The following is a 15,622-nucleotide window of genomic DNA, read 5'->3' as shown; positions in this document are numbered from 1 at the left end:
CCCCGTAATGTTGTCAAGGTGACCGTGAACGCCAATACCTCCGTCGCCGGTGGCCACACCTGGCGAGACCTTCCCGCGGCGCAGCAGCCCGAGTACCCCGATGCCGAGGCTCTGCGCGACGTACTCGCGGACCTCGAGTCGTATCCTCCGCTCGTCTTCGCAGGCGAGTGCGACCAGCTGCGCGCCCGTCTGGGAGCCGTCGCCGAGGGCGAGGCGTTCCTGCTGCAGGGTGGCGACTGCGCCGAGGCCTTCGACGCCGTGTCCGCCGAGCACATCCGGGCCAAGCTGAAGACGCTGCTCCAGATGAGCGCCGTCCTGACGTACGCGGCCTCCGTGCCGGTCGTCAAGATCGGCCGGATCGCCGGGCAGTACTCCAAGCCGCGCTCCAAGCCGACCGAGACCCGCGACGGCGTGACCCTGCCGACCTACCGCGGCGACTCCGTCAACGGCTTCGAGTTCACCGAGGCGGCCCGCATCCCGGACCCCGAGCGGCTGAAGCAGATGTACCACGCGTCCGCTTCCACGCTGAACCTGGTGCGCGCCTTCACCACCGGTGGTTACGCCGACCTGCGCCAGGTGCACGCCTGGAACCAGGACTTCGTGAAGTCCTCGCCGTCCGGGCAGCGTTACGAGGCCCTGGCCCGCGAGATCGACAACGCGCTGAACTTCATGAAGGCGTGCGGCACGGACCCGGCCGAGTTCAAGGCGGTCGAGTTCTACGCCTCGCACGAGGCGCTGCTGCTGGACTACGAGTCGTCGCTGACCCGCACCGACTCGCGCACCGGCCAGCTGTACGACACCTCGGGCCACATGGTCTGGGTCGGTGAGCGCACCCGCCAGATGGACGGCGCGCACATCGAGTTCGCCTCGAAGATCCGCAACCCCATCGGGATCAAGCTCGGCCCGACGACCACCGTCGACGAGGCGCTCGGCTACATCGACCGCCTCGACCCCGAGCGCGAGCCCGGCCGGCTGACCTTCATCGTCCGCATGGGTGCCGACAAGGTCCGCGACAAGCTCCCCGAGCTGGTCGAGAAGGTCACCGCGTCCGGCGCCAAGGTGGTGTGGGTGACCGACCCGATGCACGGCAACACCTTCGAGGCCGCGTCCGGCCACAAGACGCGCCGTTTCGACGACGTCCTCGACGAGGTCAAGGGCTTCTTCGAAGTGCACAAGGAGCTCGGGACCCACCCCGGCGGCATCCACGTCGAGCTCACGGGCGACGACGTCACCGAGTGCGTCGGCGGCGGCCACGAGATCTTCGTGGACGATCTGCACCAGCGCTACGAGACGGCCTGCGACCCGCGCCTCAACCGCAGCCAGTCCCTCGACCTGGCCTTCCTGGTCGCCGAGATGTACCGCGACCAGTAGGGATCACCCCTGTTGACGCACGTGGGGCACGGATCGATGTGATCCGTGCCCCACAGGCGTACCGGGGCTTTTGTGTGCGGGAGCTCGCGGGTAAGGTTAGGTTAGCCTCACCGAGAATTCGGGACGGCGCAGCGATCGACCCGTCGGGAGGTGAACCGCATGTACGTCTGCTCCTGCTTCGGCATCACGGAGGACCAGGTCAAACAGCATGCGGACGGCGGTGCGTGCACGCCTCGCCAGATCGCTTCCGCCTGCAAGGCCGGCACCGACTGCGGCGGCTGCGTCCGCAGGATCCAGGCGCTGCTCGGCCGTGGCGACTGCCCGCGCCGTGAGCTCGTCGAGGGACGTACGGCGCCGACGGGCGCCCCGGCCGGTGCGCCCGTCGCTCTCGGCACCACGCCCGGCGTCAGCCTTTCCGACGCCGCCTGAGAATTCCTCGCGGACCGCGCGGGACCTTTTCGGAGCCGTGGATCAGCTGTCCGGCTGCTCGATCAGCTGGGCGATGTAGAGCGGTTCACCGAGCTTCTCGACCAGCTCCAGCTGGGTGTCGAGATAATCGATGTGGTGCTCCTCGTCCTCGAGGATGGACTCGAAGATGTTCGCCGAGGTGATGTCGCCCTTGCCGCGCATCACCTCGATGCCCCGCCTGAGGCGGTCGATCGCCTCCACCTCGACCTGACGGTCGGCCTGGAACATCTCGGTGACCGTCTGGCCGACCCGGACATGGAAGAGCCGCTGGTAGTTGGGCAGGCCGTCCAGGAACAGGATCCGGTCGGTGAGGATCTCCGCGTGCTTCATCTCGTCGAACGATTCGGCCCGCGTGTACTTGGCGAGCTTCGTCCAGCCGAAGTTGTCCTGCATCTTCGCGTGCAGGAAGTACTGATTGATGGCAGTCAATTCGGCGGTCAGCTGTTCGTTCAGGAACTCGAGGACCTCGGGGTCGCCCTGCATCGCAGAGGCTCCTTCCAACCGGTGAACTGGGCACGTTTGCGCGCATCCTCGCATCGCACCATGCGGCCGTCCAGTAAGTGCACGCTTAGTATGAGTTGCCCGAATCAATTCTCCCCTGGTCATGACCACCCCTGCCTGTCTGTCACCATGGAGGCATGGGTCAGCCGGAAAGCCGGGAACGCGGCACAGCAGAGCAGTCCGGGCTTCCACCGGGGCAACGGCTGCAGCGCGGCTGGCCGGTCACCCATTACGGGCCCGTGCCCAAGTTCAAACCGGACCGCTGGGAGTTCAGGGTCTTCGGGGCCACGGCCGACGGTGACAAGCACTGCTGGAATCACCAGGAATTCACGGCACTTCCCTTCTCCTCCGTCGTCGCGGACCTCCACTGCGTGACGAAATTCAGCATGCTCGGCGCCGAATGGGGCGGAATCCTGGCCCGCGAGGTGGTGGAACTGGCACCCCCGGCGCCCCACGTCACCCATGTGATGGTCTGGGCCGAATACGGATTCAGCTCGAACCTCCGGATCGCCGACTTCATGTCCGGCCGGACGCTGTTCGCCACCCACAAGGACGGCGATCTTCTCACCGCCGAACACGGCTTCCCGCTGCGCCTCGTCGTGCCGCATCTGTATGCCTGGAAGGGGCCCAAATGGGTCCGGGGCATCGAATACATGTCGGCCGACCGCCGTGGTTTCTGGGAGGAGCGCGGCTACCACAACATCGGCGATCCGTGGAGCGAGCAGCGCTACTCCTACCAGGAGGAGCCCGGGGACGGCCCCGAGCTCTGAGCGGTCCACCGGCCCCTGAGGGCGTGGCGTCTCACCCGGTGGCGGGGCCCCTGAGCTCCTTCAGCCTGGCCACGTCCGCCGCATTGCCTTCCTTACCGCCCGGCGTCTCGATGATCAGCGGCACACCCTCGGTCGCCGGGTGCGAGAACAGCTCGCGGAACGGCTCGGCGCCTATGTGGCCCGCGCCGATGTTCTCGTGCCGGTCCTTGTGGGCGCCCACCACGTCCTTGGAGTCATTGGCGTGGATCAGCTTCAGCCGGCCCTCGCCGACCGTGTCCACCAGCAGATCCAGGGTCTGCCGCATGCCGGAGGGGCCGGTCAGATCGTGGCCCGCCGCGTAGATGTGGCAGGTGTCCAGGCAGATCCCCAGCTTGGGGTGGGAGTCCAGGGCCTCGAAGTACGGGCCGAAGTCCCAGGTCCGCGAGCAGAGCGAGGAGCCCTGCCCGGCGGTCGACTCCAGCAGCAGGAACGGGTCGTCGTCGTGGGTCAGCTCGTCCAGCAGCGGAAGCATGTGCGTACGCACCTGGGCGAGGGCGACCTCACGCGGACGTCCGCCGGTCGCCGAGCCGGTGTGCACCACCACGCCCAGGGCGCCGATCTCTCTCGCCCGCCGCAGCGAGTGGCGCAGCGACAGGACCGACCGCTCGACCGTGGCCTCGGTGTGCGAGCCGAAGTTGATCAGGTACGGGGCATGGACGTACGAGGGAATCCGCCCGGCGGCGCACTCCGAGCGGAACAGCTCGTCCTGTGCCGGGTTCCCCGGCGGTGTCGCCCAGCCGCGGGGATTGGCGACGAAGACCTGAACGGTCTCCGCCGCCAGCTCCCGCGCGTAGCCGAGGCCGACCTTGGCGAGTCCGCCGGCCACGGGGACGTGACCGCCGATGGGGTTGCGCATGTGCTGCCAGTCCTCGTGGGTCTACAGGGCCTTGGTCCTGATGGTGATCGTGGAACCTTCCGCGGCCTTCTCGCCGCCCTCGACCGACTGGCTGCCGACCGTGTCGCTGAAGGAGAGGAACGGGCGGTCGACCTTGACCTCGAACCCCGCGTCCTCCAGTGTGCTCCGGGCGTCGTCGACGTCCTTCCCCGTGACATCGGGGACCTGGAGCATGCGCGGGCCCTTGGACATCGTCAGCTCCACCGTGTCGCCCTCGGCGGCCTCCGCGCCGCTGCCGGGCGACTGCCGGGCGATCTCGCCCGCGGCCTCGGGCGAGTTGACCCGGTCGCTCAGCACCTTCGCCTTGAGACCCGCCTCGTCCAGCGCGGCCGTGGCGTCCGCGACGGAGAGCCCGGAGACGTCGGGCACGTCGACGGGGCTGCCCTTGCTGACGACCAGGGCGACCGCCGAGTCGGGATGGCGCTCGGTGCCGGCCCGCGGATCCGTTCGGATGACCTTGCCCCGGTCGATCTCCTCGCTGAACTCCCGGGTCACCATTCCGGGTGCGAGCCCCGCCTTCTTCAGCTCACGCCGGGCCTCGGCGAGGGCGAGCGCCTCGACATCGGGGACCTTCACGATCTCCGGGCCGCGCGAGATCACCAGCTTCACCGCGTCGTTGCCCCGGATGCGCTCACCCGAACCCGGATCGCTGCTGATCACCGTGCCGCGCTTCACCGTGTCGCTGTAGGAGCGCTCGACACCCTTCAGGTCGAGCCCCTCGTCCGCGAGCCGCTTCTCGGCAGCGCTCTGGGTCTTGCCCAGGAGGGACGGGACCCGGGTGAACTGCCCCGAGTTGATGTACCAGACGCCCACGCCGGCCCCCAGCACCAGGAGGACGGCGACGAGTACGGCGAGCGTCCCGCGCCGGCTGCGGCCGGCGAAGGGCCCGCGCCGCCCTCGCCCCGGCTCCCGGGGCGAGGACGGGGGCATCTCCAGCCGGCTGGTGTGGTGCGCGGTGCCCTGGCCGGCCGGGATCACCCTGGGGATCACGCTCGTACGGTCCTCGGCGCCGTCGTGCTCCGCCGTGATGGCCTGCGGAGGCATCGCGCCGAGCTGCTCCTCGGTGAGAGCCGCCCGTATCTCACGGGACCGCGCGAGCAGGGCCACCGCGTCGGACGGACGGACGTCGGGGTTGCGCGCCGTCGCGGCGGCCACCAGCTCGTCCAGCCCGGCGGCCAGGTCCGGTACGGCGCCGGACGGCGCCGGGACGTCCTCGTTCAGATGCTGGTAGAGGACCTGGGCGGCGGTGTCGCCGCCATGGGGCTTGCCGCCGGTCAGCATCTCGTAGAGCACCACACCGCAGGCGTACACATCGGACCGGGTGTCGGCCGTGCCCTGCTCGATCTGCTCCGGAGCGAGGTACGAGACCGTGCCCAGGAGCGAGCCGGTGGTGTCCGTGGCGGTTCCCACCGCGCGTACGAGACCGAAGTCGGCGACCTTCACCCGGCCGTCGTCCCCGATCAGGACGTTCTCCGGCTTCATGTCGCGGTGGACGAAGCCCGCCCGGTGCGCGGCGCCGAGGGCGGCCAGCATCGGTTCGAGGATGTCCAGCGCCGCCCGGGGCTGCAGCGCCCCGCGCTCGCGCAGGACGTCGCGCAGGGTGCACCCGGCGACGTACTCCATCGCCAGGTACACATACGCGCCCTGGGCGCCCTGGTCGAAGACGGCCACCACATTGGGGTGGGCGAGCCGGGCGACGGACTTGGCCTCGCGGATGAAGCGTTCGACGAACGCCGCGTCGGTCGCCAGCGCCGGGTGCATCACCTTGAGGGCGAGCACCCTGTCGAGCCGGGTGTCCACGGCCCGGTAGACCGTGGCCATACCGCCGACGGCGATGCGCGCATCGATGCGATAGCGGCCGTCGAGCAGCTGCCCGACAAGGGGGTCCTGGAGGGTCGTGTCCACAGGGCGAGTCTACGAGCTGCCACGGACACCTCGGATGGACCAGGCCTCCCGGGGACCGTTCCGGTGCCGAGCCGTGACAGGGGCATGCGCGTGCTGTGACGGGGAGACCCCCGCCGGTGCACGGCCCTCAGAAGGCCGGGCGTTCCGGATCCAGCACCGCGCGGCCCTCCGCCGGCGAGGACGCCTCCGCGAAATGGCGGCGCGGGATGCGTCCCGCCCGGTACGCCAGGCGTCCGCCGTCCACCGCGTGCCGCATCGCGGCCGCCATCAGCTCGGGCTCCTGCGCCCGGGTCACGGCCGAGGCGAGCATCACAGCGGCACAGCCGAGCTCCATCGCCAGCGCCGCGTCCGAGGCCGTCCCGGCGCCGGCGTCCAGGATCACCGGGACCGCCGCCTGCTCGGTGATCAGCTGGAAGTTGTGGGGATTGCGGATGCCGAGCCCGGAACCGATGGGGGAGCCGAGCGGCATGATCGCCGCGCACCCCACGTCCTGGAGCTTGCGGGCCAGAACCGGGTCGTCATTGGTGTACGGCAGGACCGTGAAGCCGTCGTCGACGAGGATCTCGGCGGCGTCCAGCAGCTCGATCGGATCGGGCAGGAGGGTCCGCTCGTCGGCCACGACCTCCAGCTTGATCCAGTCGGTGCCCAGCGCCTCCCTGGCCAGCCTGGCGGTCAGCACGGCCTCACCCGCGGTGAAACAGCCCGCGGTGTTCGGCAGTACCTGGATGGAGAGGCGTTCCAGGACGGAGAGCACCGAGCCCTGCACGGTCGGGTCGAGCCGGCGCATCGCCACGGTGGTCAGCTCGGTGCCGGAAGCGATCAGGGAGCGTTCCAGCACGTCGAGGCTGGGCGCCCCGCCCGTCCCCATGATCAGCCGGGACGAGAACGCGGTGGAACCGAGCGTGAAGAGGTCGTCGGACATGGTCAGCCTCCCTGGACCGCGGTGAGGACCTCGACGCGGTCGCCGTCGGCGAGCGTGGTGGCGGACCACTGACCGCGGGGGACGACGGCCTCGTTCACCGCGGCGGCGACCCCGGAGGGCGCTGTGGTCAGCGCCGCGACCAATGTGTCCAGCGCGGTGCCGGCGGGCACGGTACGGCCTTCCCCGTTGACGGACACGGAAACGGGCTCGGAAACGGGCCCGGGGTCGGAGACCGGGACGGACTCGGAAACGGGCACGGAACCGGCCTCGGGCTCGGAACCCGGGACGGCGGCGGGCACGGGCTGTGTCATACGGGCTGCTCCTGCGGCGCGGGGGCGGTTTCTTCGGGGGAGGAGGCCGGTGAACTCTCCGGGGAGACGCCGGCGAACCGGCGCGGCGCGAAGGGACGGCCCAGCTCGGGCAGCTCGCCGGTGGTCAGCACATGGGCCATCACATCGCCGGTGACAGGGGTCAGCAACACCCCGTTGCGGTGGTGCCCGGTGGCGAGATGCAGTCCGGGCAGTGCCGTGGGCCCCAGCAGCGGCGCGTTGTCCGGCGAGGCGGGCCGCAGACCGGCCCGGGTCTCGGTCAGCGGCAGCTCCGTGATGCCCGGCATCAGCTCATGGGCGTCCCGCAACAGCTCGTACACCCCGCCCGCGGTGACCGTGGTGTCCCAGCCCATCTCCTCCGTGGTCGCGCCGACCACCAGCTCACCGTTGGCACGGGGGACCAGATAGACCTGGCTGCCGCGCACGACCGCCCGCACCGTCCGGCTGAGGAAGGGGGCGTAGGCGGGAGGCACGGTCAGCCGCAGCACCTGGCCCTTGACCGGGCGTACCGGCGGCAGGACCGCCTCGGGAACGCCCTGCAGCCGGCCGCTGAGGCTGCCGCCGGCGAGTACCACCTGGCCGGCCGCGAGCTCGGTGCCGTCCGCCAGGACCGCTCCCGTCGCGCGGCCGCCCGTGACGGAGAGCCGCTGGACCCAGGCACGGCGGAAGACCACTCCCGCCCGCTCGCACGCGGTGACCAGGGCCGAGGCCAGCCGCCTGGGATCCACCTGGTGGTCGCCGTCGACGCGCAGCCCGCCGCGCACGCCGGGGGCGAGCATCGGTTCCAGACGGCGGCACTCGCGGCCGCTCAGCCACTCGGACTCCAGTCCCGAACGCTGCTGCAGGGCGTGCAGCTCCCGCAGATGTGCCCGGTCGTCCGAGTCCAGCGCGACGGACAGGGTGCCGCAGGCGCGGAAGCCGGTCTCCTGCCCGCTCGCCTCCTCCAGCTCGGCCACGAACGCCGGATAGCGTGCGGCGGAAGCCACGTTGAGGCCGAGCAGCGTCTGCTCGCCGTAGTGGAGTTCGGTGACGGCGGCGAGCATCCCGGCCGCGACCTGGGCGGCGCCGCCGCCCGGCGCGGGATCGGCCAGCGTGGTGCGCAGGCCGTGCTGGGCCGACCGCCAGGCGGTCACCAGCCCGATGATGCCGCCTCCGACGACCAGGACGTCGGAACTGTCTGCGGAGATACGCATGGGCGTCCAGCCCCTCCCTTCGCCGGCATGACCCGGATCAGGTTCGTACGGTCGGAGGCCGGTCAGCCTCCCTCTCAGCCCGGTACGCCCGGACTCCCGCGAGTGCCTTACGGTGGCCAGCCTAGACCCCACCCCTCGCAGCGGGTAAGGGACCGGTACCCGTGGCCCGTTCGCCCGGCGGACCCGTGCTCCCGCCGGACGCCGGCCAGGTCCCACGAGCCCGGCGTGATCCGGACGGGAGGCCCTAGGGTGGACAGGTGAGCGAGCAGACACAGGACCCGGCAGCGGGACAGCGGCCGAGCGGAGTCGTGATCGTGGGCGCCGGCATGGCCGGAGTGCAGACGGCCGTGGCCCTGCGCGAACAGGGCTTCACCGGCCCGGTCACCCTGATCGGCGCCGAACCCCACCAGCCGTACGACAGGCCGCCCCTGTCCAAGGCGGTCCTGCTCGGCAAGGCGGAGGACTCCGCCTTCGACGTCGACTTCGAGGCCCTGGACATCACTCTGCGCCTGGGTCTCGACGTGGCCGGACTGCGTGCCGTGGCGCACGAGCTGGACACCCCGGAGGGGCCCGTCGCCTACGACGTCCTGGTCCTCGCCACCGGGGCGGAACCCGTCGCACTGCCCGGTTCCGAAGGCGTGCCGGGCGTCCATCTGCTGCGCACCCTCGACGACGCGGCACGGCTGCGGCCCGTCCTGGAGCGGCAGCACGACGTGGTCGTCGTCGGCGCGGGCTGGATCGGCGCCGAGTTCGCCACGGCGGCCCGCGCGGCCGGGTGCGCGGTCACCGTCGTGGAGGCCGCCGGCCGCCCCCTCGCGGGAACGATGCCCGCCGAGGTCGCCGAGCCGATGGCCGCCTGGTACGCCGAGAGCGGAGCCGAGCTCCTCACCGGCGCCCGGGTCGCACGCGTCGAACAGGGCGCCGTCCACCTCACGGACGGCCGGGTGATCCCCGCCGGGGCGGTGGTCGTCGGCATCGGCGCCAGGCCCGCCACCGCGTGGCTCGCGGGCTCGGGCATCGCCCTCGGCCCCGACGGCTCGGTCACCGCGGACAGCTCGCTCCGCACGTCGCTGCCCGATGTCTACGCCGTCGGCGACTGCGCCTCCTTCCCGTCCGCCCGCTACGGGGAGCGGCTGCTGGTCCACCACTGGGACAACGCCCTCCAGGGGCCGAGGACGGTCGCCGCCGCCCTCGCGGACGGTGCGGTCAGGACGTACGACCCGGTGCCCTACTTCTGGTCCGAGCAGTTCGGCCGCTTCGTGCAGTACGCCGGCCATCACGCGGGTGCCGACACGCTGCTGTGGCGGGGCGACCCGGGTGACCCGTCCTGGACGGTCTGCTGGCTGCGGCAGGGGGTCCTGGTCGCCGTGCTCGCCGTCAGCAGGCCCCGCGACCTGGCGCAGGGGCGCAAGCTCGTCGAGGCGGGGGCGCGGATCGACCCGGAGCGGGCCGCCGACTCCTCCGTCCCGCTGAAATCGGCGGTGCTCCGGGGGTAGGCACGGCCTCGTACGCCCGGCCCGGCTACCGACTGTCGGTCCGGGATGGCACGCTTGTCCCTGTGACCGAGATTGACGCAAAGATCGATGCTCTCGTCCCCGCATGGCTCCACCTTCCCGACATCGCGGAAATGCTCGATGTCGAGGTGACGCGCGTACGGCAGCTGGTCAAGGAAGGCCAGCTGATCGCCGTACGACGTGGTGAGAACCGGGCGCTCCAGGTGCCTGCCGCCTTCATCGACGGCGACAAGGTGGTCAAGGGTCTCGTAGGGACCCTGACGCTCCTGAGGGACGACGGCTACAACGACGAAGAGATGCTGGACTGGCTCTTCACCCCCGACCCGACCCTGCCCGGCACGCCCGCGCAGGCCCTGAGCGAGAATCGCGGTACGGAGGTGAAGCGCCGGGCCCAGGCGCTCGCCGTCTGACCGGAGGACCGTGAGCGGGGTGCGGGCCGTGGAACATCACGGCCCGCACTCCGCCGTAACCGGGCCTGCCGGCACGGCGATCCATCGACATACGGTGAGTTGTCGCCGCCTCAGTGATCCAACGACGTACCGACGGGGGAATTCTTCATGTCCACGCCTCGCGACCAGCTTTCCGACGCCCGGCTCTATCTGTGCACGGACGCCCGCAAGCGGCAGGGAGACCTCCCCGAGTTCCTCGACGCCGTGCTGGCCGGCGGCGTGGACATCGTGCAGCTGCGGGACAAGGGCATGGAGGCGGCCGAGGAGCTCGAACACCTCGCGGTGTTCGCCGACGCCTGCAAGCGCCACGGGGCGCTCCTCGCGGTGAACGACCGGGCCGATGTCGCCCACGCCATCGGCTCCGACGTGCTCCACCTCGGCCAGGGCGATCTGCCGGTGCCTGCCGCCCGCGACGTCATCGGTGACGAGGTGGTGATCGGGCGCTCCACCCACGCCGAGGCCGAGGTCGACGCCGCCGTCGCCGAGGCCGGCGTCGACTACTTCTGCACGGGCCCCTGCTGGCCCACCCCTACCAAGCCCGGCCGGCACGCCCCGGGCCTCGGCCTGGTCCGCCATGCCGCCTCGCTCGGCACGACGCGGCCGTGGTTCGCCATCGGCGGGATCGACGCCGGCAATCTGGACGAGGTGCTGGACGCCGGCGCCCGTCGCGTCGTCGTCGTGCGGGCGATCACCGAGGCGGCGGACCCGGCCGAGGCGGCAGCATCGCTCGCCCGACGCATCCGGGCACACGCCAACTGAACCCGGCGGCCCCGCACCCGGTCGGAGCGGCTGTCCGAAGGGTGGACAAAACCCACCTCATTCCGGGCAATTCGCTCGCCCTGGTTGGGGTACCGCCAGGCCCTGGTTAACCTCCCAGTATGGCTCTTGGTACACCTTCCACCCGGACAGATCACGCGCGCACCGTGCGTGAGCTGCTCGCGACCGGCGAGACGTCGTTCTCGTTCGAGTTCTGGGCGCCCAAGACGGAGAAGGGCGAACGGAACCTCTGGAACGCCCTGCGCCGGGTCGAGGCGGTGGGACCGAGCTTCGTCTCCGTGACGTACGGGGCCGGCGGTTCGACCCGCGCCGGGACGGTCCGGGCGACCCAGCAGATCGCCGCGGACTCCACGCTCACGCCCGTCGCACACCTCACCGCCGTCGACCACTCCGTGGCCGAGCTGCGCAACATGGTCGGGCAGTACGCCGACGCCGGTATCCGCAACATCCTCGCGGTGCGCGGAGACCCGCCCGGCGACCCGATGGGTGAGTGGATCGAGCACCCGCAGGGCGTGCGGTACGCGGCGGATCTCGTCCGGCTGATCAAGGAAGCCGGTGATTTCTGCGTCGGCGTCGCGGCCTTTCCCGAGATGCACCCGCGATCCGCCGACTGGGACACCGACATCAGTCATTTCGTGGACAAGTGCCGCGCCGGTGCCGACTACGCGATCACCCAGATGTTCTTCCACCCGGAGAGTTATCTGCAGATGCGTGACCGCGTGGTCGCCGCGGGTTGCGACACCCCGGTCATCCCTGAGGTGATGCCGCTCACCAGCGTCAGACAACTGGAGAGATTCGCGCAGCTCAGCAACGCGTCCCTGCCTTCCTCGCTGAAAGAGCGCATCCTCGCCGCGAAGGACGACCCTGCGGCTGTACGCTCCATTGGCATCGAGTTCGCCACGGAGTTCTGCGCGAAACTGCTCTCCGAGGGTGTCCCGGGGCTGCACTTCATCACGCTCAACAACTCGACGGCGACACTCGAGATCTACGAGAATCTCGGACTGCACAAGCAGTCCTGACCGGCCGTACCCGCCACCAACCGGGGCGGTGGCCGTAGGAGGGGGCGGGCGTGGGCTGGACGGTCCTCTACATCGCATTCGGCATAGTGGCGTTGTGGCTGCTGGGTGAGGTGCTCCTGCAGTACAAGGCACGCCTGCGCTGGCGGCTGCTCGCCTTCGCCGGCTTCCTCGGTGTCGTCCTCGGTGTCCTGATCCCCTCCGTGTTCGTGATCGTTCTCGGGGCGATCGCCTTCGCGACGGGCCAGACGTACGTGACGCTCTCCTTCAGGCGCGGCTTCTCGACGGGATGGGCCATCGGCGGCAGCCCGGGCGAGAGCCGCCGCCGGCGCGGGGCAGGCGGCACGGGAGCCCAGAAGCCCACCCTCGAGGTCTCCGGCCTTGAGTACGAGGGGGACGACCAGCAGACGGAGGCAGCCCCCGCCGCGGTCTACGCGCCGGAGCCGCTGCCGGACGACACCGGTCAGTACGGCATCTACACCGACCCCGCCCCCGCCGGCCGCGACGGCCAGGACCAGCACGGCGAACCGCAGCCCCAGTACGCCGGCTACGACCCGTACAACGGCTACGGCCAGCCGGCCGGCCAGGACCTCTACGGCGGGCAGGGCGGCTACGGGGGCCAGGAAACCCACCAGGACCAGGGCACCTACGCGGGCCAGTACGACTACGGGGCGGACCAGGCGGGCTACGCCGCCTACTCCGACCCCTACATCGGCACGGGCACCACCACGGGCACCGGGCAGTACGCGGCGTACGACGGCTACGGCAGCGGCTACGACCCCTCCTACGGCGACGGGCAGCAGCCCGCGGACCCGTACGCCGGGCAGTACACCGATACCCCGCCGGGTGGCGTCTGGGTCCCGCAGCAGCGCGAGAGCGACCAGTACCCCCCGCTGCCGCCGGAGGCACCCGTCCAGCCCGCTCCGTACGGCAACGGGAACGACACCGGCCAGAACGAGCAGTACCGCTACTGACCCGCGCACCGGCCGCCGGCGCGCGGCGGCCGGTCCGGAGAAGGGCCGGCCGCGGGCTCACTGCGAGCCGCGGAACCCGTCACCCTCCACTACGAGACCGGCCACCAGGGCGCCCGACATCCCGGCATGGGCCGGCCCGCCCCCCGGATGCGACCAGCCGCCCGCCAGATACAGGCCCGGCAGCGGGGTGCGGTTCCCCGAGTGCAGATACGAGCCGCCCGCCCCGGCCAGGGCCGGAGCCGGCACCGAACCGCCTTCGGCTCCCGTGTCGGCCGCCGTCTCGGCGGGCGTGCGCACCTCGGCGTGGATCATCCGCTCGCGGAGACCCGGAACGGCCTCGGCGGCCCGGCCGATCACCGCGTCCGCGAACTGTTCGCGCAGCGAGGCGTCCGTCCAGTCGACCGGACCGTGCGGCGCCACCGTCACCATCAGGGTCACCGCCTCGTGCTCCTCGTCGGGGCGGGTGGCCGGGTCGTCGGGGCGCAGCACCGTCACCGTGGGCCGCTCCGCCGTCCGGCCGCCGAAGACCGCCTCCTGCTCCGCCCCCGGGTCCGCGGCGTGCACCACGGTCCGGTGCACGGCGCCGGGCTCCCGGGCGCCGCGCAGCGACAGCAGCACGACGAAGCGTCCCGGTGCCGGAGCCCCGGGCTCCCTGGTGGGCCACCCCTCCCGGACCGGCAGGAGACCGGGTGCCGGCTGCGCGCCGAGGACCACATGGTCGGCCTCCACGCCTGTGCCGTCGGCCAGCTCGACCCCTGCCGCCCGCCCGTCCTTCTCGGACACACGGACCGCCTCGGCGCCGAAGACGAACTCCACCTTGCGGGCCAGGCACCGCTCGTACACCGCGTCGGCCAGCGCGCGCATCCCCCCGGCGACGTACCAGGTGCCGAACGTCTCCTCCATGTACGGCAGGAGGGCCGCTGCGGCCGGGGCGCGGCGGGGGTCGAGGCCGTACGACAGGGCGTAACCGTCGAGCAGGGCCGCCAGGCGGGGGTCCGCCAGCTCCCAGGCGCCCACCTCCGCCACCGTCCGCGCCTCCCGGGCGGCGCGCAACAGCCTGCGCCGGCGCACCGCGGGGTAGGGGTCGCGGCCCAGGGGCCGCGGGTCCTCGGGCAGCGGTTCCTCCAGCAGCGGCCTGCGCGACCGGTCCCAGGCGGTCCCGGCCCGGCCGAGGAAGTCCCCCCAGCGGGCCCCGGCCCCCTCACCGAGCGCACGGTCCAGCGCGCCGACCACTCCCGCCCGCGAGGCGTTGGGCAGGGTCACCGTCGTGCCGTCCGCGAAGAGATGGCGGCTCGCCGGGTCGACCTGGGTGAGCGTGACGCACTGCTCCAGGCTCTCCTTGCCCGTCTTCACGAACAGGTCGCGGTAGACCGCGGGGAGATGCAGCAGCCCGGGGCCGGTGTCGAAGACGAAACCGTCACGCGTGTACCTGCCGAGCGAGCCGCCGTAGGTCTCCGACCGCTCGTACACCGTCACCCGGTGGCCTGCCACGGAGAGCCGGGCAGCCGCCGCCATCGCGCCGGTCCCGGCGCCGATCACCGCAATTCGTGCCATGTCAGTGACCCTAAGGGGTGCCACCGACAGCTCATTCGTGAGGCCAGTGCCTGCCCGCCCCGGCCAGACGTCCCTCCTCGCGGCGCTGGGCCCTGCGGCGCAGGAACCGGCGGATCCTGGAGGCAAGGAAGACCAGTGTCAGCAGGCCGAGCAGGAGCAGGACGCCGGCGACGACGGCCGCCGCCACCGGGTTGAAGACCGCGAAGGTGATGATCCCGGCGACGCCGAGATCCTCCACGACGCTGACCCCGATGTTGCTGAAGGGTTCGGGCGAGGTGTTGACCGCCATCCTGGTGCCGGCCTTCACCAGGTGGCTCATCAGCGCGGTGGAGCCGCCCACGGCTCCCGCCGCGAGCTCCGGCAGCGAGCCGCTCTCACCGGCCAGCAGGGCGGCGACGACCGCGCCCGCCACGGGCCGGATCACCGTGTGCGCCGTGTCCCAGGCCGAGTCCACGTACGGGATCTTGTCGGCCACCGCCTCGCACAGGAACAGCACACCGGCGGTCACGAGCACATCGGTGCGCTGAAGGGATTCGGGCACCTCGTCCGTGAGACCGGTCGCGCCGAAGATGCCGAAGAGGAGGACCACGGCGTAGGCGTTGATCCCGCTCGCCCAGCCACTCGTGAACACCAGGGGGAGTACGGACACGGACGCGATCGTAACCAGTCGGAGGGAGGCCCGGTGGGCCTTGGGGCACAGGCCTGAGTATCTCTACCTAGTGCGGGAGATGAGTAGGGATGCGGATGGGCTCCCACCTGCGCGGACGGAAGAGTGGGGACCACGGAAGGGGCGTGGCGCCAGGACCGCCGGCACGGGGCGGCGGAACGGCGCGGCACCCCGGACGCAACGGGGGCGCACGACGCGGAGCTCCGGGACCACGGGGGACAGCACGGGGGTCACGGGGGAGGGCTTCGCGGCGGAACGGGACGCCGGTCCGGCGGAAT

Annotated in this window: 16 protein-coding genes and 1 riboswitch; of the genes, 8 read left to right on the top strand and 8 right to left on the bottom strand. The window is 71.5% G+C overall.

The annotated features are described in order from the left end of the window. The first annotated feature begins 24 nt into the window (after nt 1–24). Entirely contained in the window at nt 25–1,371 is a 1,347-nt protein-coding gene (locus OG379_RS10860) for a class II 3-deoxy-7-phosphoheptulonate synthase (RefSeq protein WP_405661584.1), read from the top strand. Between the two features lie 159 nt (nt 1,372–1,530). Beyond that, nucleotides 1,531–1,800: a bacterioferritin-associated ferredoxin gene (locus tag OG379_RS10855; RefSeq protein ID WP_405661582.1), complete on the top strand. Its 270-nt coding sequence runs from the start codon at nt 1,531–1,533 to the stop codon at nt 1,798–1,800. 42 nt (nt 1,801–1,842) lie between these two features. Here the strand turns inward: OG379_RS10855 and bfr are convergent, their stop codons facing one another. Then, nucleotides 1,843–2,322: a bacterioferritin gene (bfr, locus tag OG379_RS10850; RefSeq protein WP_356707303.1), complete on the bottom strand. Its 480-nt coding sequence runs from the start codon at nt 2,320–2,322 to the stop codon at nt 1,843–1,845. A 155-nt stretch (nt 2,323–2,477) separates the two neighbouring features. Here bfr and OG379_RS10845 point away from each other — a divergent pair, with 155 nt between their 5' ends. Next, nucleotides 2,478–3,110 (top strand): sulfite oxidase-like oxidoreductase, encoded by a 633-nt coding sequence (locus tag OG379_RS10845; protein WP_405661580.1) that lies wholly within the window; start codon nt 2,478–2,480, stop codon nt 3,108–3,110. Nucleotides 3,111–3,141: 31 nt separating this feature from the next. Here the strand turns inward: OG379_RS10845 and OG379_RS10840 are convergent, their stop codons facing one another. The 5 genes from OG379_RS10840 to thiO all read right to left on the bottom strand — a co-directional run bounded on the left by OG379_RS10840 (nt 3,142) and on the right by thiO (nt 8,393). Continuing rightward, nucleotides 3,142–4,005: a deoxyribonuclease IV gene (locus OG379_RS10840; RefSeq protein WP_405661578.1), complete on the bottom strand. Its 864-nt coding sequence runs from the start codon at nt 4,003–4,005 to the stop codon at nt 3,142–3,144. 21 nt (nt 4,006–4,026) lie between these two features. Next, the gene (gene pknB / locus OG379_RS10835) at nt 4,027–5,949 is read right to left on the bottom strand and encodes a Stk1 family PASTA domain-containing Ser/Thr kinase (RefSeq protein WP_405661576.1); all 1,923 of its coding nucleotides are present in this window, start codon (nt 5,947–5,949) and stop codon (nt 4,027–4,029) included. A 127-nt stretch (nt 5,950–6,076) separates the two neighbouring features. Continuing rightward, entirely contained in the window at nt 6,077–6,871 is a 795-nt protein-coding gene (locus tag OG379_RS10830) for a thiazole synthase (protein ID WP_405661574.1), read from the bottom strand. Between the two features lie 2 nt (nt 6,872–6,873). Beyond that, entirely contained in the window at nt 6,874–7,128 is a 255-nt protein-coding gene (gene thiS, locus OG379_RS10825; RefSeq protein ID WP_393755827.1) for a sulfur carrier protein ThiS, read from the bottom strand. A 50-nt stretch (nt 7,129–7,178) separates the two neighbouring features. After that, nucleotides 7,179–8,393: a glycine oxidase ThiO gene (thiO, locus tag OG379_RS10820; protein WP_405661572.1), complete on the bottom strand. Its 1,215-nt coding sequence runs from the start codon at nt 8,391–8,393 to the stop codon at nt 7,179–7,181. Next, nucleotides 8,391–8,503, bottom strand: a riboswitch (TPP riboswitch). It overlaps the preceding gene by 3 nt. 147 nt (nt 8,504–8,650) lie before the next feature. Here thiO and OG379_RS10815 point away from each other — a divergent pair. The 5 genes from OG379_RS10815 to OG379_RS10795 all read left to right on the top strand — a co-directional run bounded on the left by OG379_RS10815 (nt 8,651) and on the right by OG379_RS10795 (nt 13,123). Then, a complete protein-coding gene (locus tag OG379_RS10815) occupies nt 8,651–9,889 on the top strand; it encodes an NAD(P)/FAD-dependent oxidoreductase (RefSeq protein WP_405661569.1) in 1,239 nt (412 codons plus the stop codon). 62 nt (nt 9,890–9,951) lie between these two features. Continuing rightward, a complete protein-coding gene (locus OG379_RS10810) occupies nt 9,952–10,317 on the top strand; it encodes an Rv2175c family DNA-binding protein (RefSeq protein ID WP_359466418.1) in 366 nt (121 codons plus the stop codon). A gap of 147 nt (nt 10,318–10,464) precedes the next feature. Continuing rightward, nucleotides 10,465–11,115, top strand: coding sequence for a thiamine phosphate synthase (gene thiE / locus OG379_RS10805; protein WP_405661566.1), 651 nt, complete (start codon nt 10,465–10,467; stop codon nt 11,113–11,115). Nucleotides 11,116–11,234: 119 nt separating this feature from the next. Then, nucleotides 11,235–12,152, top strand: coding sequence for a methylenetetrahydrofolate reductase [NAD(P)H] (metF, locus tag OG379_RS10800; protein ID WP_393755689.1), 918 nt, complete (start codon nt 11,235–11,237; stop codon nt 12,150–12,152). Between the two features lie 50 nt (nt 12,153–12,202). Then, on the top strand, nt 12,203–13,123 hold the full coding sequence (locus tag OG379_RS10795) for a hypothetical protein (RefSeq protein ID WP_405661563.1): 921 nt from the start codon (nt 12,203–12,205) through the stop codon (nt 13,121–13,123). A 57-nt stretch (nt 13,124–13,180) separates the two neighbouring features. On the opposite strand, the gene OG379_RS10790 is transcribed toward OG379_RS10795, so the two are convergent. Continuing rightward, nucleotides 13,181–14,677, bottom strand: coding sequence for a phytoene desaturase family protein (locus OG379_RS10790; RefSeq protein ID WP_405661561.1), 1,497 nt, complete (start codon nt 14,675–14,677; stop codon nt 13,181–13,183). 31 nt (nt 14,678–14,708) lie between these two features. Beyond that, complete coding sequence (locus OG379_RS10785) at nt 14,709–15,326, bottom strand: DUF4126 domain-containing protein (protein ID WP_405661559.1); 618 nt, start codon at nt 15,324–15,326, stop codon at nt 14,709–14,711. Between the last annotated feature and the right edge of the window lie 296 nt (nt 15,327–15,622).

It is taken from the genome of Streptomyces sp. NBC_01166, from assembly GCF_045039765.1.
Classification (GTDB): domain Bacteria; phylum Actinomycetota; class Actinomycetes; order Streptomycetales; family Streptomycetaceae; genus Streptomyces.
This window is presented reverse-complemented; position numbering and strand designations above follow the sequence as displayed.